The 25,272-nt window shown below is 45.5% G+C and carries 23 protein-coding genes and 3 pseudogenes; 4 read left to right on the plus strand and 22 right to left on the minus strand.

Translation table 11 applies throughout. The features are described from left to right. Positions 1-243 precede the first annotated feature (243 nt). A complete protein-coding gene (locus tag AC1WMD_RS09425) occupies positions 244-1,362 on the plus strand; it encodes an NAD(P)/FAD-dependent oxidoreductase (protein WP_494256911.1) in 1,119 nt (372 codons plus the stop codon). Between the two features lie 281 nt (positions 1,363-1,643). Here the strand turns inward: AC1WMD_RS09425 and AC1WMD_RS09430 are convergent. The 3 genes and pseudogenes from AC1WMD_RS09430 to AC1WMD_RS09440 form a co-directional block, all read right to left on the minus strand. Further along, positions 1,644-1,981, minus strand: a pseudogene (locus AC1WMD_RS09430) (IS3-like element ISBth8 family transposase); the annotation flags it as partial. Positions 1,982-2,133: 152 nt separating this feature from the next. Beyond that, positions 2,134-2,979, minus strand: a complete 846-nt coding sequence (gene pgoN / locus AC1WMD_RS09435) for a glyoxal/methylglyoxal reductase (protein WP_494256913.1) — start codon at positions 2,977-2,979, stop codon at positions 2,134-2,136. Positions 2,980-3,187: 208 nt separating this feature from the next. After that, positions 3,188-4,393: an MFS transporter gene (locus AC1WMD_RS09440; RefSeq protein ID WP_042407508.1), complete on the minus strand. Its 1,206-nt coding sequence runs from the start codon at positions 4,391-4,393 to the stop codon at positions 3,188-3,190. Between the two features lie 192 nt (positions 4,394-4,585). Here AC1WMD_RS09440 and AC1WMD_RS09445 point away from each other — a divergent pair, with 192 nt between their 5' ends. Next, the gene (locus tag AC1WMD_RS09445; protein ID WP_285753901.1) at positions 4,586-4,957 is read left to right on the plus strand and encodes a winged helix-turn-helix transcriptional regulator; all 372 of its coding nucleotides are present in this window, start codon (positions 4,586-4,588) and stop codon (positions 4,955-4,957) included. A gap of 875 nt (positions 4,958-5,832) precedes the next feature. Here the strand turns inward: AC1WMD_RS09445 and AC1WMD_RS09450 are convergent. The 4 genes from AC1WMD_RS09450 to AC1WMD_RS09465 form a co-directional block, all read right to left on the minus strand. After that, a complete protein-coding gene (locus AC1WMD_RS09450; RefSeq protein ID WP_494256916.1) occupies positions 5,833-6,324 on the minus strand; it encodes a GNAT family N-acetyltransferase in 492 nt (163 codons plus the stop codon). 220 nt (positions 6,325-6,544) lie between these two features. After that, entirely contained in the window at positions 6,545-7,348 is an 804-nt protein-coding gene (locus AC1WMD_RS09455) for a tetratricopeptide repeat protein (RefSeq protein ID WP_494256918.1), read from the minus strand. Between the two features lie 8 nt (positions 7,349-7,356). Then, the gene (locus tag AC1WMD_RS09460; RefSeq protein WP_494256902.1) at positions 7,357-7,572 is read right to left on the minus strand and encodes a hypothetical protein; all 216 of its coding nucleotides are present in this window, start codon (positions 7,570-7,572) and stop codon (positions 7,357-7,359) included. Beyond that, positions 7,569-7,790: a hypothetical protein gene (locus tag AC1WMD_RS09465; protein ID WP_494256919.1), complete on the minus strand. Its 222-nt coding sequence runs from the start codon at positions 7,788-7,790 to the stop codon at positions 7,569-7,571. The genes AC1WMD_RS09460 and AC1WMD_RS09465 overlap by 4 nt, the downstream gene beginning before the upstream one ends. A gap of 296 nt (positions 7,791-8,086) precedes the next feature. On the opposite strand from AC1WMD_RS09465, the pseudogene AC1WMD_RS09470 reads away from it, so the two are divergent. Continuing rightward, positions 8,087-8,490: pseudogene (locus tag AC1WMD_RS09470) on the plus strand (transposase family protein); the annotation flags it as partial. 393 nt (positions 8,491-8,883) lie between these two features. Here the strand turns inward: AC1WMD_RS09470 and ulaA are convergent. From ulaA to AC1WMD_RS09545, 15 genes are all read right to left on the minus strand, one after another. Further along, positions 8,884-10,146 (minus strand): PTS ascorbate transporter subunit IIC, encoded by a 1,263-nt coding sequence (ulaA, locus tag AC1WMD_RS09475; RefSeq protein ID WP_043904353.1) that lies wholly within the window; start codon positions 10,144-10,146, stop codon positions 8,884-8,886. A gap of 132 nt (positions 10,147-10,278) precedes the next feature. After that, the gene (locus AC1WMD_RS09480) at positions 10,279-10,545 is read right to left on the minus strand and encodes a PTS sugar transporter subunit IIB (protein WP_043904352.1); all 267 of its coding nucleotides are present in this window, start codon (positions 10,543-10,545) and stop codon (positions 10,279-10,281) included. Positions 10,546-10,576: 31 nt separating this feature from the next. Next, positions 10,577-11,026 carry a PTS sugar transporter subunit IIA gene (locus tag AC1WMD_RS09485; protein WP_043904351.1) on the minus strand — a complete coding sequence of 150 codons (450 nt, stop codon included), beginning with the start codon at positions 11,024-11,026 and terminating at the stop codon, positions 10,577-10,579. Between the two features lie 420 nt (positions 11,027-11,446). Beyond that, positions 11,447-11,626: a small acid-soluble spore protein H gene (locus tag AC1WMD_RS09490; protein WP_043904349.1), complete on the minus strand. Its 180-nt coding sequence runs from the start codon at positions 11,624-11,626 to the stop codon at positions 11,447-11,449. Between the two features lie 894 nt (positions 11,627-12,520). Beyond that, the gene (locus AC1WMD_RS09495) at positions 12,521-13,492 is read right to left on the minus strand and encodes a sugar phosphate isomerase/epimerase family protein (protein ID WP_483642550.1); all 972 of its coding nucleotides are present in this window, start codon (positions 13,490-13,492) and stop codon (positions 12,521-12,523) included. A 36-nt stretch (positions 13,493-13,528) separates the two neighbouring features. Beyond that, entirely contained in the window at positions 13,529-14,683 is a 1,155-nt protein-coding gene (locus AC1WMD_RS09500; RefSeq protein WP_494256920.1) for a Gfo/Idh/MocA family protein, read from the minus strand. Continuing rightward, a complete protein-coding gene (locus AC1WMD_RS09505; protein ID WP_043904345.1) occupies positions 14,680-15,429 on the minus strand; it encodes a ThuA domain-containing protein in 750 nt (249 codons plus the stop codon). Before AC1WMD_RS09505 ends, AC1WMD_RS09500 begins: the two co-directional genes overlap by 4 nt. An 11-nt stretch (positions 15,430-15,440) precedes the next feature. After that, positions 15,441-16,520 carry a Gfo/Idh/MocA family protein gene (locus tag AC1WMD_RS09510; protein ID WP_494256921.1) on the minus strand — a complete coding sequence of 360 codons (1,080 nt, stop codon included), beginning with the start codon at positions 16,518-16,520 and terminating at the stop codon, positions 15,441-15,443. A gap of 145 nt (positions 16,521-16,665) precedes the next feature. Further along, a complete protein-coding gene (locus AC1WMD_RS09515) occupies positions 16,666-17,670 on the minus strand; it encodes a LacI family DNA-binding transcriptional regulator (protein ID WP_494256922.1) in 1,005 nt (334 codons plus the stop codon). 244 nt (positions 17,671-17,914) lie between these two features. After that, entirely contained in the window at positions 17,915-19,210 is a 1,296-nt protein-coding gene (locus tag AC1WMD_RS09520) for an MFS transporter (RefSeq protein WP_494256924.1), read from the minus strand. A gap of 196 nt (positions 19,211-19,406) precedes the next feature. After that, complete coding sequence (locus AC1WMD_RS09525) at positions 19,407-19,850, minus strand: MaoC/PaaZ C-terminal domain-containing protein (RefSeq protein WP_062678834.1); 444 nt, start codon at positions 19,848-19,850, stop codon at positions 19,407-19,409. A 268-nt stretch (positions 19,851-20,118) separates the two neighbouring features. Continuing rightward, positions 20,119-20,946 carry a carbohydrate ABC transporter permease gene (locus AC1WMD_RS09530; RefSeq protein ID WP_043904339.1) on the minus strand — a complete coding sequence of 276 codons (828 nt, stop codon included), beginning with the start codon at positions 20,944-20,946 and terminating at the stop codon, positions 20,119-20,121. Positions 20,947-20,959: 13 nt separating this feature from the next. Continuing rightward, positions 20,960-22,267: a carbohydrate ABC transporter permease gene (locus tag AC1WMD_RS09535; protein ID WP_494256927.1), complete on the minus strand. Its 1,308-nt coding sequence runs from the start codon at positions 22,265-22,267 to the stop codon at positions 20,960-20,962. Between the two features lie 163 nt (positions 22,268-22,430). Further along, positions 22,431-23,747 carry an ABC transporter substrate-binding protein gene (locus tag AC1WMD_RS09540; RefSeq protein WP_494256928.1) on the minus strand — a complete coding sequence of 439 codons (1,317 nt, stop codon included), beginning with the start codon at positions 23,745-23,747 and terminating at the stop codon, positions 22,431-22,433. A gap of 805 nt (positions 23,748-24,552) precedes the next feature. Next, positions 24,553-25,011, minus strand: coding sequence for a GyrI-like domain-containing protein (locus AC1WMD_RS09545; protein ID WP_494256930.1), 459 nt, complete (start codon positions 25,009-25,011; stop codon positions 24,553-24,555). Positions 25,012-25,131: 120 nt separating this feature from the next. Here AC1WMD_RS09545 and AC1WMD_RS09550 point away from each other — a divergent pair. Further along, positions 25,132-25,269, plus strand: a pseudogene (locus AC1WMD_RS09550) (type II toxin-antitoxin system antitoxin); the annotation flags it as partial. Between the last annotated feature and the right edge of the window lie 3 nt (positions 25,270-25,272).

Raw genomic sequence — 25,272 nt, forward strand, 5'->3', positions numbered from 1 at the left:
CATTGCGAACAGTGCCTGTCACTGTCCGCAATGCGTTTTGTAACACGTTCCTTTATTTTGTTTTGAAGAAGATCCATCTGTCTAAGTCTTTCCGTAAGATCGATGAAGAGGCGTCATTTTTCTGTACATATTGAATTGAGCTAGATGGATCCCCTTAGAAATGAACTCTTGCTGCTTTTCGCAAATGCTTCATCATGTGCTATTCTAATGATGGAAAAAGAAAAAACAGAAAAGGTGTTTTTTATGAAATCATACATAGTCGTTGGAGGAGGAATTTTAGGAGCGTCTACCGCTTATCACTTGGCAAAAGAAGGAGCTGCTGTAACGTTAATAGACAGGGGTGTCAAAGGCCAAGCAACGGATGCCGCGGCCGGAATTGTTTGTCCATGGGTTTCCCAGCGCCGAAATAAGCTTTGGTATCGTTTAGCGAAAGGCGGAGCGAGATTTTATCCTACTTTAATCGAAGAACTGAAATCCTATGGTGAAACTGAAACCGGATATGAGCGTGTAGGAGCAATCTGTCTCCATATAGATGAAGAGAAGCTTCAAAAGATAGAGGAAAGAGCATTACAACGTCGTGAAGACGCACCAGAAATGGGCGAAATTACGCGGCTTTCTCCGGAAGAAACAAAAGCGCTATTTCCGCCATTAGCAGAGGAGTATAGCTCCATTCATGTCGGCGGCGCCGCCCGCGTCAATGGAAGAGCACTTCGTGACTCCTTAGTTCGGGCAGCGCAAAAGCTTGGGGCTACTTATATCAGAGGAAACGCAAAACTTATCTATGAAGGTGCTCAAGTAATCGGTGTCGAAGTAGAAGGAAGACAATATGTTGGAGATGCAGTCATTGCAACGGCTGGTGCGTGGTCAAAAGAGCTGCTTCTACCGTTAGGCATTGAATTTTTAGTGGTTCCGCAAAGAGCTCAAATCGTTCACCTTGAAAGACCAGAACAGGATACAGACAACTGGCCCGTTGTCATGTCGCCAAATAATCAATATCTTCTTGCCTTTAAAGATGGCCGTATCGTTGTTGGAGCAACTCATGAAAATGAGGTTGGCTTCGATTGCAGAATAACGGCTGGCGGATTGCACGAAGTATTGGACAAAGCTTTAGCGGTAGCTCCAGGGCTAGCAAATTGTACTTATCTTGAAACAAGAGTTGGCTTTCGTCCATACACTCCTGGTTTTCTTCCGATCTTTGGAGCGCTTCTAGGTTTCAAAGGCATCTATGTGGCCAACGGATTAGGCGCATCCGGACTGACAGCTGGTCCTTACTTAGGTTCTGAACTGGCAAAGCTTGTGCTCGGAAAACCAACAGAATTAGACCCTCTTGACTATGATGTCGCTGGCGCCATTAAAAAATAGAATAAAACCCCGGAGTCGATAGGGAGAACACCATCGTAATTCGCTTTCTGTTTGGGCGATCGAACGGCTGCTTAGGCATAAACCCATTTTCGTGGCAAACAGTGCCAAGCACTGTTTGCCAATACCCATTCCGTTTTTGAATGGACACATCACATTAGACATAAAAGATAGAACATTGCCCCACACAAACGCGATCAGAAAGCGGGTCAGCTGCTCACCAAAAAAGATTACATCCATCAATTCTACAAGCCTTACCTTCCGTGGAAGCATCAGGTGCTTGCTTTTGTAATCATCCGTAATATTTGAAACCTTTCCGCTTTTAGGATCACTCCTTCCCGTTTAGATTGGATGGCGCTTTTTTAGGTATTCCACCTGTGCTTTCAATACGCATTTTCCTCTTCCAAACTGGAAAAATGTTTGCGATTCTACATCCTCATTGATCTTCCAATGACTTGCCACGTTGAACTTTCTTGATCCATTGTGCAATCTTGACAGCGCTCTTGATTCCAAAATGCTCACGGAGCTATTGAATGAGACCAGCTCCCTCCAATTTCAAACGAACGACTTCCCATTTCGGCTCTTCTGTATATGTGTTAAAAATTTGCCCTTTCTTTTCCATAAAAATTTCCCTCCCAGATAGACTCCTAAGAACATCATATCAAATGTTCTCTTTTTTACTTTCTACCTGTAGGGGATAATATCAAGCCTCATCTTTCTTTTTTATAACAAAGATATAGATGTTAGAATACATCCATACCCTTCTGCTTTCTATTAAAAGTCAAAATTATCTGGGTCTGGACCGACTCGATGATTCTGATTCAGGCCATCAATCCGCTCCATATCTTCTTCCGTTAACTCAAAATCAAATACCGATGCGTTTTCCACAATGCGATGTTCTTTTGTAGTTTTTGGAATGGTTACAACGCCGTTTTGTAAGTCCCAACGTAAAATGACTTGAGCAACAGATTTGTTATACTTATTTGCGATCTCTTGTAGAACCTCATTATCTAGTAATTGACCCTGCATTAATGGAGACCAAGCTTCTAGCTGAATTCCATGTTTCTGACAAAACGACTGAAGTTCTTTTTGGGTTAAACGTGGATGGTATTCCACTTGGTTCACCATTGGTTTAATTTCTGCTTCTTTCATCAAGTCTTCAAGATGATGGATTTGAAAATTACTTACTCCAATAGCTTTTACTCGTCCTTCTTTATAAAGAGTCTCTAATGCTCTCCATGCATCTTTATACTTACCTTTTACAGGCCAGTGAATGAGGTATAAATCTAGATACTCTAAACTAAGTTTATTTAAGCTCGTTTCATAGGCTGCGATTGTAGATTCGTATCCTAAATCGGTATTCCAAACTTTCGATGTCACAAATAGATCTTCTCTAGAAATACCAGCTTCTTTCATTCCTTCACGAATACCTTGTCCGACTCCCACTTCATTTCCATAAATAGCTGCTGTATCAACACTGCGATAACCATATTTAATGGCTGTTTTCACAGCATTAACTAACTCGGGACCTTCTTCTACTTTAAACACCCCGATACCAAACCAGGGCATTTTTACACCGTTATGCAGAGTAGTTGTATCTTGTAAATTTTTTGCAACCATAAATTGACCTCCTAATTGTTATAAATTGAAATTAAATTCGAACTGTATTGCTGTCTACGTAAGTATCCGTCACCTTCCTCCAAACAACATTTAATAATTTTGGTTTATCGATTAAATTTTACCAACAAAGAAAGCAAGCATAGTTGATAGCCATTGCATTCTGTAAACGTATGTTGAAAGGTCGGGTTTTTCGAATTTCTATCCTTCTTTATCTAAATTCTACGCTACACTTTTTTTGATCTTTTCGCTCTAGGGCTCGACTCCAATCTGTTAAGATAACAGCTCCTAGAACCATTAATGCTCCTATCCACGGTGTATGAATAAGTCCAATAGAATCGGTGATTACTCCACCCAGGTAGGATCCAATTGCGATTCCAGCGTTAAATGCTGCAATATTAATCGCAGAAGCCACATCTACTGCACTCGGTACAAAACGCTCAGCTAGCATTACTACATATACTTGCAGTCCCGGCACGTTCATAAAAGCTAACAATCCCATTAAGATGATCGTAATTAATGCAGCTACTTTAAATGGAGCCGTGAATGTTAAGATACAGAGCACAATGGCTTGCACAATAAACATATAAAATAATGCACCAATCGGATTTTGATTAGACAACTTTCCACCCATCACGTTACCAATCGCAATGGCAACTCCATAGATAAGTAGAATAACAGCAACTGTCTTCTCATTAAATCCAGTGATATCTTGAAGAAGTGGAGATAAATACGTAAAGACAACGAATGTACCTCCATATCCTAAAGCCGTAATAATAAATAAAAGTAATAAACGACCATTTGTCAAAAGTTTGAACTGATCGCCAAATGTAGTACGAGCACCTTTTCGTAAATTCGATGGAACAAGAATACTGTTAGCGATGAAAGCAATAATGCCGACAACAACAATAAATATAAAAGCAAGCCTCCAGCCGAATTGCTGCCCAATGAATGTGCCAAAAGGTACACCCGTAATAGTTGCTACGGTGAGACCTGTGAACATAATGGAAATAGCACTAGCTCTGCGATTTTCTGGTACTAAACTTGCTGCGATAGTGGATCCAATTGACATAAATACCCCATGTGAAAAGGCCGAAAGCACACGAGCAACTAGCAAAACACCAATACTAGTAGCACTAGCAGCAATGCTATTACCAATAATAAAAATAATCATAATCCAAAGTAATAAAGATTTACGTGACATATTAGATGTCACAGATGTCAGGATAGGTGCTCCAAAGGTTACCCCTAAAGCATATAAGGAAACGGTTAACCCCGCCGTTGAAACAGAAACCTGTAAATCTTGAGATATAAGTGGTAATAGTCCTACACTAATAAATTCTGTTGTCCCAATGGCAAATGCACTCACTGCTAATGCCAGCAATGCCAATGTACTTCGTTTTTTATCTAAAGTCATTTTTTCGCCTCCTAATCATTGTTTCAATCTCTGCAAACAAACTATATAAATAAAAGAGGATGGTTAAAACCGGCCGGCAAATGTTATTATGATATATATAAGTCACTTAGGAAAGTACGTACTTTTAAGTAATATAGATACTTAAAAGTGCTATAGATACTTTTTAGTACCTATTGATTAGGAGGAAGAAATATGCAGAAAAAGAAGTACAATATTCCCGTTGAAGCAACACTAGAAGTGATAGGTGGAAAATGGAAATGCGTGATCCTTTGCCATCTAACACACGGTAAAAAACGTACAAGTGAGCTAAAACGTCTTATGCCCGGCATTACACAAAAAATGTTAACTCAACAATTACGTGAGTTAGAAGAGGATGGAATCATTAATCGTATTGTTTATAACCAAGTTCCTCCAAAAGTGGAATATGAACTTAGTGAATATGGGTGGAGTTTAAAAGATATTTTAGACTCTTTATGTGCATGGGGAGAAAAACATATTACCAAGGTATACGGTGATAAATTTGCTGTGTTAGAAGAGAGCGTTTTAAATGATAATCTGAAATAACGTACATTGAATAGATGGAACTCTTTCATTCAGTAAATCTTAAATCATCGTATTGGTGTAATCAACGGAGATAAAATTGGTTCTCCTGCAATTTTGGTGAAACCCTCTCGTGGCCATTATAGTAGTAAACTATTACCACAGGAGGGTTTATTTTGCATCCTGTCAAGGTGAAACAGGAGATTTTCTGAGTTTTATTTAAAAGAGATTGACCTTTAATATTTGAAAAACGTTGATATTTCAAGGTTTTTCTAATTTGAATATTCGTTAGGTGATACCAAATTTATCGAATAGCACCGTTTCACCACCAAAATGGCACCAACCGTAATTTGGACGCTATTTTGAGTGCCTGCTATAAAAAACAAAAAGCTTGAAACCCTTGACCTTGATACACAAGGATTTCAAGCTTCTCTTAGAGATGATTCCGACTGAGCTCGAACCAGCGGCCTCCCCCTGTCAAGGCGCCGTTCTCCCAGCTGAGCTACGGAATCATGCTAATATATCGCTATTCTATTATAGTAACGAGCAAGTTTACTGAGATTTTCATCTTGTTTTTCAATAACTATGTGACCAATTTGTGACCACAAAAATTCAGCTCTTAAGCCTGTGAATAATGGTTTTCTTTTAATCGTTACACTTCAATTCTAAGTCAAAAAAGCCAGAGGGCTTTTATGCTAACGGGTTCACCTCAGGGAGGGAAATGTTAAATAACACATCAAACAGCAAGGTAATTAGAGCAACACATTTAACACAAAAATAACAACATAAGTCACAAAGAAAAACGCTCCGTACACCTAGGTAATCAGAAAGATATGGCAAAGGTGACGAATAACTTCCGTCACCCCAGACTGTCTTGTAACTATCACTTCCGTTGAAAACTAATTCGAAGAAATGTTATATACCATTGTCCAAGATGTTCCTGATGAACCACATTGTTTAAATCCGAGTTTCTTATAAAGTTGTACAGCCTTAATGTTATTTGGGTCAACACTCAAAGATACGGATGTATAGCCATCTTTCAAAGCTTGTTCAAATAACTTTTTCATAAGTAGAGTACCTATACCTTTACCTCTTTCAGCATCAATAACAGCTATCCCGAGTTCTGGAGTATGATCATCAACATATCCATATCCTTTTTGGTTTTCTTTAAATAAGCGATACCAAGCAGCACCAACAGGTTGATTATCCTTGTTAAAAGCAATTAAAGCTCTATCACCTTTTCTTCCCCATCCCTCATGATATTTTTTAATATGTGGTGAATTTAATAGCTCTTCTTTAGGTGGCTTATTTTGTGGAATATAAATAGATTCATACATCATATCCAATAAAAATTCATACTCATTTTCTTCTAAGTTTCTTATATATAACAAAATTACTCACCTCACTATTTTATCTGTTACGAACCTCTGTACTAATTCGACGTTTTAATCCTTTTTTGAACTCTTCACTAATTCAGCAAACTCCATTACCTCTCCGCTTTCCATCGACTAATCACCTTCAACAAAATTGTTTCTGGGTTAAAGTATATCAAAGTGCGATTTATTTCGGTGTCTTTTTTGTATGTCTTGTTCCACTGTCGCATCCGTTTGTTTAACAAGGTAAATAGTTAGGGTTATTATGCCTTTTACATCCAAATAAATAACATCTTGTCTCAACAATGGGTTCATATTCCAAGGTAGGCTGTTTTCCTTCCATTATTTGCTTCGCCGAATCTCTCAAAAATTTTATTTCCGTTTGCAATTCATTCATGTATTCTTCTTTTCCTCCAGGCTCCCACTCTTCTTCGTCATCTACAAGAGTTTCCTGGATTTCTTTTAATTTATGCTTGATGATGGATTCAACAATATCTTCCATTTTATCTAATCGGCCAAGTTCCTTAAGCGCAAACAGATAAGGCGGTATCCAATCTACTTCATAAAAAAGTAAATCTAATTTGGAGTAAATATTAACAAATTCAGAATAATCTCCTGTAATGTAATAGATGTGAGCGATTTGGTCCTCAAAATTATCTTCTAACTCCTGATTAAGAATAAGTAATTGGTTTGCGGTTTTTAAAGCTTCCTCCCTTTCCCCTAGTTCCGCCAAACAGATGCCATAACTAAGTAATGGATACAAGCTAAAGTTATTCTCTTTCCTTTCCAAGTACGCCTTATAAAAATACTCGGCTGCTTTTTCAAGAAATGATGTTTTATAATAACAAATACCTAAATTATTTAAGTTTTCCAAAGTAGGTTGAATACAGATCGCCTTTAATAATACCTCTTTGGCTTGATTATAATGATGGTTGGCTGTATAGATTTCACCCAATAAATTATACGGAAAATAGGATGATGGATTATGTTGGATGGCCTTTTTTAAAAGCTCAATGGCTTCTTTTTCTTTAATTCTCCACACACCTTCCTCTAATGGTTCTCCCTCATGATAGTAGAAATACGCCAAGTTTTTAGCGACTGTACATTTGGATGAATATCAGCCGCTTTTTTAAACTGGAAAAACGCCTCTTCATAATGGTTGATTTCCATTAATGCGATAGCTAAATCGTTTATTAAACAAACATTATTAGGTTCTTGCCTAACTCGTTCCTGTAATTGGTTCACTAATTGATGAAAATTATTCATAAAATTTTTCTCCTGATTTCCTTTAGATACTTTCCGTTAATAGTCCCATTCTCAAGCAGTTCCTTATGTGTTCGAAACGTTTGATAATCCTTATAAAACTCTGATAAATGCCACCCATCATGGCTACAACTTATCGAATATTCTTGTCCTTTATATACAAAATGTATTTCATGACCAATTTCTAAATCATTTTCTAAATCTTCAAATGAATAATCCATTCTTATAACACCTCAATCAAATAATGGTTAACTTCCATTTTATCACTTCTTCCTCAACTATCCTGGTCCCGTTAACTCAACAAGAAAAAGGAGCTGTCGCAAACAACTCCCTTATTTCACTCTTGCACCCGTTAGTGAAAAAGCTTATTTTTTCTTCAAAGCTTCTTCGTACTGTTTTCGTTCAAATAGAACGTGTTGCAAAACGCATAATGGATGCATAAATGCATATAAAAAATCCACCACCTTGGAAATCATATACAGTGACCAAAAACAACTACCAAGGAGTGGACACTATCATGATTTCCAATTTAAACAACGAACATGCATGGTCTTATGAAATTGATCCACTTTTAGCATCCTTATTTCGATATATCGACTCGCTGTCGTTGCCGGAAACACCGTATATGACAGGAAGGTCTCCAATATCGAAAAATCGTTGTTGAAATGTTTGTTTTTGAAAACCTATTTTTCCATTAATTCCTTGCGAAATAGTGCGCATCCTGCAGCGTTTTCGCTGCTTTCAGCGGGCCTGTGGGCTTGGTGAAGTTCCTCCTCTTTCTACGTTTTCCCGAGCGTCGAAGTGGTTTCGGGAACAGGGATTTTCTGTTTTTCATGCACAACTGCCCAAAGATTTAGAAGTACGGTACCGTCAATCGTGCTGATCGACAGCTCGGTCCTTCGAAGCAGCCTTCACGATTCATAGGCAAAGTGAAGAGTATCGAACCGATACCATACAGTTTCAGGACATGTTCTACTTGTGAAATGGTTTCGCATATTGATAACTTATTGTTTAAACTTTGTGATTAATTTTAACGTAGAGAACAGGAAATTTGAAACTGGACGTTTAACAACGAATATTTCTTCAAGTCTCTAGAGAAGATCAAAAGTAGTGCAAAAAGTCTAGAAGCTAGATAAAAATAATAATGTTCTTGTTCTCTATATCAAAACACAAAGTTTATACCCAATATACTACAATTCACCAATCTTCCTCCATACGCAACCACATATGTCAATATATTTCTGATTCTTAAAAAACACAAAAAGAAACTGACTTCAGATCGCTATCCGACGTCGAAGTCAGTTCTTTTCGAGTTTAAGAAAATAGTTTGATCAAATACCCCAACAAAATCCCAACAATCCCAAAATCCGAATCTCCGAACGTCGTCCCTTCAAACCCGAGCGAGCCAAGGACTGGGAGCAAGAGCGCTGGCAAGAACGAGATGAGAATTCCGTTGGCAAATGCTCCAAAAATGGCGCCTCGTCTACCGCCTGTGGCATTGCCGAATACGCCGGCAGCGGCTCCGGTGAAAAAGTGCGGAATTAGCCCAGGAACAATCACTTTTAAGCCGACGAGCGGCAAGATAAACATCGAAATAATCCCTGCGGCAAAGCTCGATAAAAAGCCGACGATAACAGCATTTGGGGCGTAAGGAAATACGGCCGGACAATCGAGCGCCGGTTTGGCGTCTTGCACTACTTTATCCGCAATCCCCTTAAATGCTGGAACAATTTCGGCAATGAGCATCCGTACTCCTGCTAATACGACGTATACTCCAGCGGCGAATGTAATTCCTTGCATAAGGGAGAAGACAAGGAAGTTCACGCCGCCGCTTAACTCTTTCTCTATAAACTGCTTTCCGGCAAATGGGGCAACAATAAAGAATAGCAGAACCATTGTCAATGACATCGCAACCGATGTATCGCGAAGAAATCCTAATGATTTCGGCACTTTAATATCTTCTGTGGATTGCGATTTGTTCCCAAGCCGTTTTCCGATCCACGCCGAAGTAAAATAGCCGATCGAGCCAAAATGGCCTAAAGCGATTTGGTCCGTGCCTGTAATTTGGCGCATATACGGCTGCAAAATCGCCGGCATCAACACCATCAAACTTCCAAGAATAATAGAACCAATGATGACAAGCGGAATGCCAGTAACCCCGCCCGTGGCAAACACAGCGGATATTAAGCACGCCATAAATAACGTATGATGCCCTGTTAAAAAGATATATTTAAAAGGTGTAAATCGAGCGATGAGGATATTGACAATCATTCCAAATAACATAATCATCGCTGTTTCTTTTCCAAACGTTTGTTGGGCAATGGCAACAATCGCTTCGTTGTTCGGAATGACTCCTTGAATATGGAACGCTTTTTCAAACATTTTCCCGAAAACGTTTAACGAGCCGATTAGAATGTTGGCGCCGCCGCCGAGAATGACAAATCCCATAATCGTCTTTAACGTGCCGGAAACGATATCAGGAAAACTTTTCTTTTGCAGCAACAAGCCAAGGAACGCGAACAATCCGACTAAAATCGCCGGCGAGCCTAATATATCCTTCATAAGGAAATCAAACATGCCTATTTGCCTCCTTTCTTTATTCATAAGTTTTAAGAGTATCATTTTTTATCTAAAAATCTCTTTCTTATTCTTTCGTAAACTTCTAAAAGGAAAAGTTTTTTATGCAAGCGGACCACCTTCCTTTTTTATTCACAAATGTTTCTCGAGCACGGATCTTAGTTCATCAAGGTCGAGAATATTTGTCAGTTTGGCAACGTTGCGCGTGCCGTCATCAAGTACTTCCACTAAATCTTTTGCCCCTAAATATAAATCTGCTTTTTCCGTTTTGCTTGTTGCTAAATCAGTATGGGAAACTTCGGCTTCAATCCCTAACTCTTTTAGCACATTTTTAACGTTCATTTCGATGATAAAACTGCTTCCTAGCCCATTTCCGCAAACGACGAGAATTTTTTTCATTTTTTGTACCTCCTTGATTTGAACTCTTATTTTAATGAGAATACACTTCGACTAATGTGAGTACTTCTTCTACCGAATCAGTCGAGAATAATACACGGATATTTTCTTTATTGGATAACAATTTTGTTAGCTGTGATAGCGCTTTCAAATGTGTTTCATTGTCAATGGCAGCTAAAACAATTAACACATATACCCGGTGTTCTTCCTTTTCGGAGAAAAGGCAGCCATTTTTAATTTGAAGAAAGCTCATCCCAATTTTCTTTACACCCTGTCCCGGCCGGGCATGCGGCAAAGCCACTCCCTGTGCAATCACGATGTAAGGCCCCAATGTCATCACATTGTCAATCATCGCTTGAATATATTCGTTTGTAATATAACCGCCATCCAATAACGGTTTAGCAGCAAGCGTAATCGCTTCTTTCCAATCACCTACCTCTTCAACAAATTGAATGTGATGTTTTGTAAGCAACTCTTTCAGCATTGTTTTTTTTAAATCTCCTTTCTTTTGCTTTAACTAAAATATATTCGTGCAGTTCTTGAATTAATGCTTGTTCATTTATGACCGTTGCATGTTTTTTAATGATTTCCAATCATGCTCCGACCGATCGAGTTCTCGTTTCAGACAGTTCGTTTGTTTCATATGGCGGTCAATTTTAACATGAAAATAAAAAGCGCCCAGCTTAAAAAGCCAGACGTTCCATTTTGCTACAGAAAAAATTATTTTTAATCCTAATACACCATACATTGGTACCATCAACAAACTGAAGATCAACACCATTTCTTTGACAAGGCAATACAAACAGTTGTATGTCTGTTTTATTCCTTGAAATTCGATCCGGACTGCGACAAACTACTTTCTTGATCACAAATTCAATTCTTGAAGCTCTACTGGAAAATTATTTCAATGTTCTTTTAAGCTAGATACAGAAACTTTTTGTTTATTATTTGGTTCATCAAGGGGATAGATTGTAGCTGTTCCATTTTCTTCATCCACCTGTTCAATATAGATAGGTACCCCATTATAAGTTACATTAGCCATAACTGGTGAAGCAGCAATTTCTTTTGCTCGTTGTGTGTTCATGATAATGACCTCCTTTTGGTTTGTAACAGTTATAATATTTGCTCTAAATTACTTAGATATACATGTTGACTTCCGAGTTCCATTTCAAGCAAACAGAGGCCAAAGTCATATGATGAAGATAAAAGAGCCAAGAAAAAAGCTGAAAGTTTTAATGAATGAAGAAATTCAACAATTGATCAAAGCAACCACCAACATCCGAGGTAGATCGTTAATTCAATTGCTAAGGTGTCTTTTACCTTTTGGACGGATTGGCTTGTGACCTCAAGCCGATGGGGCCTTGGAGCTAGACATCGAAAACTTTATGCAGGATTTTATACTCCCTCTATAAAGTTAGGATTTTCTCGTTTTTTCTCAGGATTTCAAATTCTTCTAACAAATAACTACATCATTTTTATGGATATATATTCTAAATTTAGAGTTTTATAGAAGTGCGGGGACGTCCACTTAACCCCCTCTGAAATATTTTTCAGAAAAAGGCATTATGGATATTTTGGAGCACTTTTAGATCCCACAATATTCATGGCGGTAAGCCCTCCCACTTCTCACAACGTCAAATGCACATACATTCCTTCGTTCAACCAATCCATGAAGTGGGGTCAGCAATGCTTTCTTGCAGGGTCTATGCTCGGTAGTATAACAATGGCTGACTGCTCCGTGCTTCCGATGTAGTCGTTTGTTTTCGTTTATTTCCTGAGGACAAAACGATTAACAAATATTCGAATCCTTCACTCCGATGGGAAAAAACGCTGAAAATCTTTGTGCTGGAACAATGGTTGACTGAAGCCTCAATGGATGGAGCAGAAAGAAGTGAAAAATGCGAGGGCAAACCAGAGAAGCGGCGATCATGAAAGCGGCAAGGAGAGACAACGCCTCCTTAGCCGCCTTTCTTTTTCCTTAGGCCCACCACATCTCCGGAAGTTCTTCTTTAAACAGCACTTTTTTGAGCAGCTCCACTGCCTTCGACAGCCCTTCATCAATCGACGCGAGCATGTCTTCATGTTCGATGGACAGCACATAGTCGTAGCCGACAGCGCGCAGCGCGCTGACGATGTCGCGCCACATTTTTTCGCTTTGGCCGTAGCCGACGGTGCGGAACACCCACGAGCGGTCGAGGATGTTGCTGTAATGTTTCGTGTCGAGCACGCCGTTTTTGCGGATGTTCGCTTCGTCAAGATACGTGTCTTTCGCATGAACGTGGAAAATCGCCTTTTCGCGGCCGAGCACTTTGATCGCTTCAACCGGATCGATACCTTGCCAAAGCAGGTGGCTCGGGTCGAAGTTGGCGCCAATCGCTTCGCCGGCGTGTTCGCGTAGTTTCAGGAGCGTTTCCGGGTTGTAGACGACAAAGCCCGGATGCATTTCAAAGGCGATTTGATGAATGCCGTGCTCTTTAGCAAACGCGGCTTCTTCGCGCCAGTACGGGATGACGACTTCATCCCATTGCCATTTTAAAATTTCCAAGTAATCAGGCGGCCACGAGCATGTGACCCAGTTCGGGTATTTGGCGCCGGGATGGTCGCCCGGGCAGCCGGAGAAGGCGTTGATGACCGGAACTTCAAGCTGCTCGGCGAGCCGCACCGTTTTCCGCCACGTTTCATGCGATTGTTGGGCAAACGCTTTGTCCGGGTGGAGCGGGTTGCCATGGCAGCTCAGTGCGCTGATGACAAGGCCGCGGTCACGGACCGCTTTTTTCAGCGCTTTGATTTTTTCCGGCTGGTCAAGAAGCACATCCGGGTCGCAATGCGCGTTGCCCGGGTAATTTCCGGTACCGAGCTCGACCGCCTCAATGCCCATGGCGGCGACTTTATCAAGCATTTGTTCGAACGGCAATTGTTGGTACAGAACAGTAAATACGCCTAATTTCATTTGTTCTTCCTCCCCCACATGGCGGCGTGATGCCGGTCAGTCGGCGACCGGCACCCACCGTTTCGTCCGATGGCTTTCTAAAATGGCGTCGACAATCATCATCGTATGATGGCCGTCGGCGATCGTCGCAAACGGCAGTTCCCCAAGCGCTTCGCCGCTGCGCTGGCGGATGACCGCACTGTAGAAATCTAATAACAAATTTTTCAGCCCGTCCGGCCAGCCTTCTTCATGGCCGCCCGGGTAATGGGCGAGCGAGGCGGCGCGTGGCGACAGGAGAGCCGGGTCGCGGACGATTTCTTCGTTCGGGCCGTTGCGGCGCCCGACCCATAGGCGGTTCGGGTGCTCCTGGTCCCAAGCCAGTGTCATGGCATCGGCGGCAATTTCAAAATACAGCCGGTTTTTTCGGCCGGCGCTCACTTGCGAAATTGTGAACGCGCCGTGGGTGCCGTCGTCAAAATGGACGAGCACGCTGCCGCCATCTTCCGTATCAATAGGAATCGGCTCGGCTTCCTGGCCGCTTCCTGATGTGAACGTGCTGCCTTCGTGCTTCGGCTTGTAGCGGACCGGATGGACGGTGCGCAAATCGGCGAACACTTCGATTATTTTTTTGCCGAGCACGTATTGCACCGTGTCGCACCAGTGCGATCCGATGTCGGCGATGGCGCGCGACGGGCCGTTTTGCGCCGGATCGAGCCGCCAGTTGTAGTCGGTGTCATACAGCAGCCAGTCTTGCACATAGCCGCCGTAAACGAAATGGACGCTTCCAGCGTCGCGAGCGAGCCGCTCTTTCGCCTCGGCGACGAGCGGGTAGTGGCGATAGTTAAAGCAGACGGCGCTCAAGCATTGGCTTTTTTCCGCCAGCTCTTTCAGTTCGGCCGACTGTTCGCTGTTCATAGCGAGCGGTTTTTCCGACAATAAATGTTTCCCCGCTTCAAGCACCGCCTTGTTAATCGGGAAATGCAAAACGTTGCGCGTGCAGTTGTGGACCGCTTCGACGTCCGGGTCGGCGATGAGCGCCCGGTAGTCGCCGTACGCTTTCGGAATCCCGAACTGGCGCGCTTTTTCTTCCGCTTTTTCCTGGCTGCTTGAAGCGATGGCGACGATGTGCACAAACGGGAGGCGGCGGAGCGCCTCAATATGGGAAGCGGCGGAAAAACCGGTTCCGATAATGCCAACGTTGATCGGTTTCACTGCACCGCTCCCTCCTTTTTCGCTCCGATCGGCTCAAGCGGTTTGACATTGCCGAAGACGATTTCCCCGCGGTTGACCGGCGCAGCCCAGCGGACGGCGTTGGCGATCACTTTCAGCACGTCCGGGTGGTGGTACGTCGGGTACGTTTCGTGGCCCGGGCGGAAGTAGAAAATTTTCCCTTTCCCGCGCGTGAACGTGCAGCCGCTGCGGAACACTTCCCCACCTTCAAACCAGCTGATGAAAATCGTTTCATCCGGCTCCGGGATGTCGAAAAATTCGCCGTACATTTCTTCCTGCTCCAATTCGATGTACGGCCCAATCCCTTCGACGATCGGGTGGCCCGGCGCGACGACCCAAAGCCGCTCTTTTTCGTCGGCCTCACGCCATTTCAAATTGCACGTCGTCCCCATCAGCTTTTTGAAAATTTTCGAGAAATGACCGGAATGGAGGACGATAAGCCCCATCCCTTCGAGCACGCGACGGTGGATGCGTTCCACGACTTCGTCTTTTACCTCGTCATGGGCGATGTGCCCCCACCAAATAAGGACGTCGCACCGGTCGAGCACCTCATCGGTCAAGCCGTGTTCCGGTTCGTCGAGCACGGCGGTCGCCGTGTCAAACCCAGCTTCGGTCAAATAGTTGGCGATGGCCGTATGCATCCCTTCCGGATAAATGGCGCGCACTTTTTCATCTTTCTTTTCATGACGAAATTCGTTCCAGACGACGACGCGGATCGGTGTTGACATGATGATTCCCCCTACCATTCGATTTGGACTTGCCGCCCTTGTTCGGACGATTCATAAATCGCTTCCAACACTTTGGCGATGACGAGCCCTTGTTCGGCCGTGCAAAGCGGCGTTGTATTCTCGGTGATGCTCGTTAAGAAATGATCGAGCAGCGCCACCCGCTCGCCTTGGCCGTCAAAATGGAGCGTCACATCGGCCGGGACGCCGTGCTCATTGCGGAACCATTTCACTTCCTGGCGGTTGCCGGCGACGTTCCATTCCCAGCGCACGCCGCCTTCCGTGCCAAGCAGCTCGACATACGCCCGCTCTTCTTCAATGTGCGACGCCCAGCTCGTCTCGAGCAGAACGGTGGCGTCGTTTTCAAGCTGAATGAACGCCGTAGCAAAATCTTCGACCGTATACGCGGCGTTCGGCGCAAACGCCGTTCCCGGCCATGCCCCTTGATGGCGCGGGCCGAATTTGGCGTACGTTTTCCCGGTGACCGCGACCGGGTTCGGATGGCCGAGCATCCAGAGCGTGACATCAAGCATATGGACGCCTAAGTCAATGAGCGGGCCGCCTCCGGAGCGCTCGCGGTCAAAAAACCACGCCCCCCACGCCGGAATGCCGCGGCGGCGCACCCAGCCTGTTTTCGCGTAATAAATGTCGCCGAACGCCCCGGACTCGATACGTTCATGAAGCCATTGCGCCGCTTGGCGGAAGCGGTTGTTCATCGACACCATAAACTGTTTCCCCGACTCATCGCGGGCGCGGATAATGGCGTTCGCCTCTTCGGCTTTCATCACCATCGGCTTTTCGCAAAGAACGTGTTTTCCGGCCCGCAAGCTGTCGACCGACACTTGGGCGTGCAAAAAGTTCGGCACGGTAATAATGACGGCATCGACATCGGGCGAGGCGAGCAGCTGTTTGTAGTCGCTGTACACTTCACGGATGCCGTGCGCTTCCGCCTTTTCGGCGGCCGCTTTTTCGTTGACATCGCAAATTGCCTGCAATACGGCGCGCTCAGGCAGCCCGAGCGCCGCTTTAATATGTTCTTTCGAAATCCCCCCGGCCCCGATCAATCCGAGGCGGATTGGACGTGCATTTTCCATGTTCATTTCCCCCTTGCATCCGTTATGTTTGATCAGCGCGGCCCGTCATCGGCTACAAGATGGCTGCATCACAGTAATGTAATCGATTACATTACTGTGATAAAAAAGCAGCCCTCTCTCCGCCAGCAAAGAAGGAGCGCTTCCGTTACATGCGGCGCTTTCCCCCGCACGACTCGCGAATAACGAGCCGATCAGGCAAGACGAATTGGCGGCGCTCGACTTCCTCCCCGTCAATCAACTGAAGAAGCAGCTTCATCGCCTGTTTGCCGATGTCAAACATCGGCTGGGCGATCGTCGTGACTCCTGGTTCAAAGATCGACGCCATTTGAATGTCGTCAAACCCGACGACTGCAACATCATCCGGCACGCGCCCCCCGCGGTGGCGGACCGCTTTGATCGCCCCGATCGCCATCGCGTCATTGGCGGCAAAAATCGCCGTCGGCGGCTTCTCAAGAGCGAGCAGTTTCAACGTTACATTGTATCCTGACTCATAGGAAAAATCGCCTTCTTGCACGAGCGCCGCATCAACGTCAATGTCGTGCTGCGCCAGCGCCTGATAATAGCCGCGCAACCGGTCGCGGCTCAAAATAACGTCCATCGGCCCGGTCAAATGGGCGATGCGGCGATGGCCGAGGCCGATGAGGTGCTCTGTCGCCTTGCGGGCGCTGCTGATATTGTCGATCGACACGGTCGGAATGTCCGTCCCTTCCAAATACTCGCACGCCAAAACGATCGGAAACTGACGTGACATCTCTTCCATCAGCTCTTTGCGAGTGCGGGCGGTCAAAAAAATCATCCCGTCCACTTGCTTTTGCGGCAGCACATTCAAGTACTGCTCCTCAAGTTGGACGTCGTTTTGTGTGTCGCCAAGCAGCACCTGGTATCCGCGCTCTAAGGCGACCGCTTCAATGCCGCGCAGCACTTTGGAGAAAAACGGGTTCGTAATATCGGGCACGATCACGAGCACCGTTTCCGTCTCCATCCGCCGCAAATACCGGCCAAGCACGTTCGGCTGGTAGTTGAGCGCTTCGATCGCCTCAAGCACGCGCCGCTTCGTCTCCTCCGTGACATTGCCGGCGTTGCGCAATACGCGCGACACGGTCGCCGTCGATACGTTCGCTAGTTTCGCTACATCTTTTATGCTTGCCATCGATGCAGTCCTCTCAAATATGTAATCGATTACATTACCATCGTATATGAAAGACAGTTTGATTGTCAAGCACTGTTTTGGCATTCGCGCAGCACAGCCATCCGTCTGTCTGCCTGTAAGAGGGCAAGCGTCTGTATGAATACCGCCGCCGCTGTTGATGCATGCGAAACGGTTTGTGCGCGGCAATGGGTAAACGCCCCTGCACGAACGCAGGGGCGCTTTCCCAATTCGGAAGCGTGCCTACTCAATTGATCGCCTGGCGGGCGCGGTCTTGAAGCATTTTCACGCCGGCCAGCGAAATCAACCCCATGACGACGATGTAGAACGAAATCGCGGTCGCGCTGCCGTACGTATGCAAGAGCCACGTGCTGATGAGCGGCGCCGGCCCGCCGGCGATAATGGACGCCAGCTGATAGCCGAGCGAGGCGCCGCTGTAGCGGAGGCGCGTCGGGAAGTTTTCCGCGATCATCGCCGCCTGCGGGCCGTACAGCATGCCGTGGAACAGCATAGCAACGATCGTCGCCAAGAAAATGAGCGCAACGCTTTTCGTATTCACGAGCCAGTAATACGGGAACGCCCACAGCATGAGCAAAATGACGCCTGTCATGTAAACGCGGCGGCGCCCCCACCGGTCGGACAAATGGCCGAAATATACAATGGAAAGCGCATTGATGATCGCCGCGATAATTGTCGTGTTAACGAAAATACTTTTTTCCATCTGCAAAAATGTCGTGCCGTAGCTGACAATAAACGTGACAAAAATATAGAATGATCCGTTTTCGATCACCCGCGCGAGCGCCGACCATACAATTTCGCGCGGATGTTTGACGAGCACTTCGCCGACCGGCATCTTGCTCGTTCCTTCTTTCGCTAATGCTTCCTGGAACAAAGGCGACTCAAATACTTTCAGCCGGATATACAATCCGACAGCGACCAGAAGAAAACTAATCAGAAACGGAACGCGCCATCCCCACGCATGAAAGCTGTCGCCGCCAACCGCCAGCATGAGCGTCGTCACGAGCGAAGAAGACAACAGCCCGAACGGCACGCCCATTTGCGGCAGCGAAGCCATAAAACCGCGCCGTTTCCCTTCTTCCCACTCCATCGAAATTAAAATGGCGCCGCCCCACTCTCCACCGACCCCAATTCCTTGAATAAGGCGGAGCACCGTCACCAGCACCGGCGCCCATAAGCCGATTTGCTCGTATGTCGGCATAAAGCCGATGAACGCCGTCGCCAATCCCATTAAAAGCAGCGTGGCGACCAATGTCGCCTTGCGGCCGATCCGGTCGCCGAAATGGCCGAAAATGGCCGCGCCGACCGGTCTAGCGATAAACCCTAACGCAAACGTCGTAAACGACTGCATGAGCGCCACATACGGATCGCTTTGCGGGAAAAATAATTGCGGAAAAATGAGAGCGGCCATCGTCCCGTAAAGAAAGAAATCATACCATTCAATCGTCGTGCCGACCACACTGGATATCGCAGCCCGCCTTTTTTGGCGCTTTAATTCGGCCGGATCGAGCATCGATATCGCCATGAGCACCCCTCCTTCTCCTTTTGACCATCATCACTAAGCGGAAAAATGAATGATAATGCTTTGTTTTTCATCGGGAGCGGCTCCGCCGTCCGCTTTTGATGAAAACGCCATCAAAAAGTGCGGCTTCCTCCTGAAAAAACTGCCGTCCGCTATAGATCACATCCTTGACGATAATTCCCCTTATGGCGGAATCCGTTCATCCATTGCCTTCACGGGCGACAAGCACGTGCACAATCGCGTCGACGACCGTTTCCCCATGTTGATTGACAATGCGTTGATGCACCGTGACCAGCCCTGCCGTTTCGCCCCGTTCCGTCAGCTGCTTCACTTCCGATTCGACGTAAATCGTATCGCCGATTTTCACCGGGCGGACGAAACGGAGCGAGTCAATGCCGTAAAAAGCGAGAATCATGCCTGGCTCCATCACCCACAGCCCGGTCGCCGCCGACAGCGTCAGCATCCCGTGGGCGATGCGTTCGCCAAACTGCGTCCGCTGCGCGTATTCCCGGTCCATATGCAACGGATAAAAATCACCAGAAACGCCGGCAAACTGCACAATGTCCGTCTCGGTGATCGTCCGTCCGCGCGAACGATGGCGCTCGCCTACGGCATACGCTTCAAAAGGACGGTCAAAACGCAACTTGGATCACCTCCTCACTTGGCGTCAATAAAATCAATCCACTCCCACCCCCTTTCAAGTACGCAGCGAAATTAATTTTAACAATTTTCTGTATATTTAGGATAAACCTTTTCTTTGAAAACGCTCTCTTTTCCGACGCCTGTCATTAGCATATGAACGACGAGCCGCCGATAGAACAGTGCGTTCGCCGTTTTGTGTTTCGAATCAATGCCCCCACGCCTAATCAAAAAAGGATGCACGCACAACGGCATCCTTTTTGGCTTTTCTATTATTCTTTCACCGAACCGGACGTCAGCCCGGACACAATGCGGCGCTGGAACAAGAGCACCATGATGACAAGCGGAATCGTAACGACAACCGTCGCCGCTGAAATTTCACCCCAAGGAATCGTATACTGTCCTTGGAACATGGCAATGCCGACCGGGACGGTTTTATATTTTTCCGCCGTATTGATCGTCAAGGCAAATAAAAATTCATTCCAAGCCGCAATGAAGACGAGAATGGACGTTGTAAACACCCCCGGCACAGCGAGCGGCAAAATGACTTTAAAATACGTTTGCATTGGCGTCGCTCCGTCTATCTTCGCCGCCTCTTCCAAATCAAACGGGATTTTGCGGAAAAAGGTCACTAACAGCCAGATCGACAGCGGCAGCGCAAACGTCGTATACGGAATAATCAACCCTAAATAGCTGTTCGTCAAGCCAAACTTTTTCACAAACATGTAAATCGGAGAAATGGTCGCGATTTGCGGAAACATCGACACCGCCAGCACAAGGCCGAGAATGACCGTCTTCCCTTTAAACTCCAAGCGCGCGATGGCATAGGCGGCAAACGCGGCGACAAACACGGTATAAACGGTCGTGACCGTCGCTACGACGGTGCTGTTCCATAAATAGCGCAAAAACGGGTAATTGACAAAAACGGAAATATACGATTTTAATGTTGGATGGCTTGTAAACCATTGAAACGCTTTGTCGCCAAACAGTTCGCTCAACGGCTTCACCGAGCTGAGCAAAACCCATAAAAACGGAAACATTACGAAAAAGACAAACACGGCCAGAAAAACGTAAAAGAGCGGTCCTGCTTTTTTCGTCATGATCTCACCTCACTTATCGTTTCACGCTTGCGCTATCAGACAGCAAATCTTTCCCGAGCCATTTGATATAAATCATCGAAATGATGGCGACACAAATAAATACGATGACGGCCAACGCCGATCCGCTGCCGAAGTTCGTTTGCGAGAACATGACTTTATACGCCAGAATGGAGATCGTTTCCGTCGAGTTCGCCGGTCCTCCACCGGTTAACACGAAAATAAGGTCGAAAACGCGGAACGCATCCAGCGTCCGGAATAAAAGGGCAACCAAAATGCTAGATTTCAGCAATGGCAGTGTCACTTTTGTGAATTGCTGCCATTTCGTCGCCCCGTCGATCGAGGCGGCTTCATATAACGAGCTTGGGATCGTTTGCAGCCCGGCGAGCAGCAACAGCGCCATATACGGCGTCGTTTTCCAGACGTCGGCGAAAATGACGGCAAACATCGCCCCCGCTTCCGTCGTCAGCAAGTCCCCCATCCGGTCAACAAGGCCGATTGTTTCGAAATATTTGGCGACAATCCCGTTTTGCCCGTCATATAAAAACTTCCACATAAGCGCCGATACGGCCGTCGGAATGGCCCACGGCACTAAAATCGTCGCCCGTACGAGCCCGCGGCCAAAAAACGCCTTGTTGATGAGCAAAGCAATCGCCAATCCGAGCACAAGCTCGACCGCAACCGAAACAACCGTAAAGAACGTTGTATTCCATAGCGCTTTCCATAAGCGCGGATCGCTGAAATTGTCTTTGTAATGCTTCAAGCCGACAAAGTTCGGCTCAATGACAACCCCAGTGAGCCCTTCAGCAAGGCCGACGACTTTGTCAGGCTGCTTCAGTTCCCCGGCCTTTCTGGCCTGTTTCAGCGTTTGAACGACATCGCGAACCGTGCCAGTCAACTGTTTGGCGGTTTGTTCATCCAGTTCGGCGATTTTCATCTCCTCGCTCGGGGTTTCAAAATTGTCGAGCACTTCGTTCACTTGATCATATTGCTTCGCCACTTGCTCGTCTGCGCGAATAGCGGCGTCCATTTTGGCCAGTTTTTGTTCGACTTCGGCAAGCGTTTCTTTCGTCTGTTCATTCGCAGCGGCCAGTTCCTGTTTGAGCGCGCTTTTCAAAAACGGATAGTTTTGCAAGTACCGTTCCAAATCAAGTCTGTAGTTCAAATGAATGGACGACTTCGCCGGATCGTTGAGCCGATAGTCGAACAAGCTGTAATAAAACGACTGAATGACCGGCCAAATGGCGATCGCCAAAATCAACAGCAGCGCCGGCGCGACAAGCGAATAGCCTAAAATCCGCTCCATTCGCTTTTCATTCTTCATCGTTGCGTTCCCCCTTTTCCCGTTTCAAAAAGGATATTAGCCTTCAGCACCGGACAAGGAGCGGCCTGAAGGCTAATACGTACACATTGCCGAACACGAATGGCGTTCTTCGTTATCCTTTCTGGCTCTTTTTGGGCTGCACCGCGCCGGACAACAGAGCCGCTTATTTGTTCATTGCTGCCTTCATTTCTTTTTCCATATTCGCTACCGCTTGTTCGACGGTCAGCTCTCCGGCCAGCGCTTTCGATACGTTAATTTGGATGATTTCCGAGATTTCCGGATAATTCGGCACAACCGGACGCGGCACCGCCGCATTCAAAGCGTTGACAAACCCTTCTTCGGCAAAGAACGGATTTGCTTTCAACACTTCTTCATCCTTGAACAATTCAGGCAATGTCGGTGCTAAGCCGCCATAAATTGCCGAAATCTTTTGCCCTTCCGGTCCGGTCATAAATTTGACGAATTCCCACGCTTCTTTCGGGTGTTTCGAATATTTGTTGATCGCGGTCATCCAGCCACCCAACGCTGCAGCCGAACCTTTGTCGCCGGCCGGAAGCGGAGCAACGCCGACTTTGCCGACAATTTTCGATTGCTCTGGATCGTTAGCCAGTGCGTATTGGTAAGGCCAATTGCGGATAAACGGCGCCTGCCCTTCAATGAACGCCGTATGGGACTCAGGTTCCGTAAAGGTCGTCACATTGCTTGGCACGATATCCGATTTGACGATTTCGACCATTTTTTTCAGCCCTTTAATGGCTTCCGGACTGTTGATGACAACATTGCCGTTTTTGTCGACGATTTGCCCTCCATAAGAAGCAATGAATTCAACGGCGTTGCACACAAGTCCTTCATATTGTTTCGCCTGCATTAAGTAGCCGAATTTCGTGCCGCCTTTCCCTTTCAGTTCTTTTGCCTTTTTTAACAGTTCATCCCACGTTTTCGGCACTTGGTCCTTAGACACAAGGTCAGTGCGGTAAAACAGCATGCCAGCATCAATGAATTTCGGCATCGCCCATTGTTTGCCGTTGAAGTTTCCGGCCGCCAGCGCGCCTTGGTTGTATTTGCTTAAATCGATGCCGTCTTTTTCAATAAAGCGGTCCAATGGCAGCGTGTAGCCTGCTTGGGCGAATTCAGCCGGCCAAATGACGTCAAGATCCATGACATCGATTTCAGACGATTGGGCGTTTAACATCGTAACGTAAGCATCGTGCTGCTTGCCGGTATCGGCCGGCATTTCCCGCAGCTCGACATCGATGTTCGGGTGCGCTTTTTCAAACGCTTCGATCAGCTTTTCCGTCCCCTTCGTTGAATCTTGCCCGCGGGCATAGACGATTTTCACCACTTCGCCTGCCTTGTTTCCACCCTTGCTTTCTTTTTTGCTATCCGTGCTGTCATTACTCGTGTTTTGGGCTCCCGAGCACGCTGTAAGCCCCAGCGTCAGCGTCAGCAACAAGGCTGACAATTTTACTCTTTTTTTCATTTGCATCGATCCCCCTTGTTCATCTCATTCGTTTTAATATTCAAAAAAAACGAATCGCTAGGCTGCTTTCGTTTGATCACCCCCTAAAATTGAAATCGGTTACATTTCTGCATGTCGGCAACTATTCTGACTTGTCTACCTTTGCTCTTTTGTAATCGATTACAGAAAAGACAATAAACGTTGCGGTGGAATCCGCTTTACTCTGCCGTTTGATCCCGCCATCCGTCTTTTATCGATTTGAAACGTATAGCTTTTTTTCCCTTGTCAGCGGTAATTCGCTGTCTAGTAGATTATGAGATTATTCCCTCTAAGGCATCAGTTTGGAAAGTTTATCTATGTAATCGATTACAAGATCATCTTACATTGATTCCATTTTACTCGTCAAGAGTGTAAATCTTTTTTTAGTTTATAAACAAAGCATCCCAGGCCGTTCTGCCTGGGATGCTTCTTATTGATTTGTACCATTTATAATATTTGCTCTAAATTACTTAGATATACATGTTGTGATCGAAACAATTCCGAGTTCCATTTCAAGCAAACAGAGAACTGCGCAAAACATGGGCTGATAGACAATAAAAAACCACATTCGCAATAGATGTGGCAATGATCGAATTCGCAAACATTTCACCTGTTTTTTTATTTTCATTTTCCTATCTGTGCATTGCCCGGTTTCCATGCTTTACAAGCTGTTGGGATTGCTGCACATTCGTCGCTGCTGCCGTCAGTGGCAATTGATTGGCAGGAGAAAATGTCGAAAGTTTAGGCTGGATTTATATAGACTGCCGGGCTGATTCATCACACATAATCATTTCACTGGAACATACATATCAAATTTACGCTTGTTTTCAGAGCGATTCACTTCTTCGTCTTCTTCATGGTATATCTCTAGGCTCAGGGCACTATAATCCTTTTCATAACCGTTTTCTCTTAGCCAATTGAAAATGTTTATATACGCTTGTTCAACTTCTTTTGCTGGTCCATGATAGCTTGCAAACGCATATTTCTGTTCCGGCAATTCAAGGGAAACCATTCCTTCTGGTACATGATCAAAGGAATCTACTTCTACTGTTACATAATAAGTGAAATCCGTTTTGCGATCATGAAACGGACATATATATTTATTATCTTTTTGATTAACTATTTCTTTCTCTCGTGCCGCAAATTGATCAAATAGTTTTGGAATCTCATATCCTTGTGAATATGGTCCTGTCCAACCCATTCCAATTACTTTCAAAGGTGGCATTATCACAATTTGAATATCCATGCAAAGTATCCTCCATTCATTTTTTTACTGTTATTTTATTCGCCCCTTGAAGCAGAATCCCTCTATTTAAACTTGGCGAACAGTGCCAGGCACTGTTCGCCTTGGTGGTTGTCGAGTGATATGGCGAAAAAGAAAAACTTTTCCATTGTGATCGATCCCGCTTTATACGAAGTGATTGAACGATGGGCACAAAACGAAATTCACAGCGTCAATGCACACAGCGAATTTTTGTTGCGTGAAGCCGCCAAAGAAAGAGGGCTG

The sequence above is a fragment of the Parageobacillus sp. NEAU-HV-2 genome, assembly GCF_059115485.1.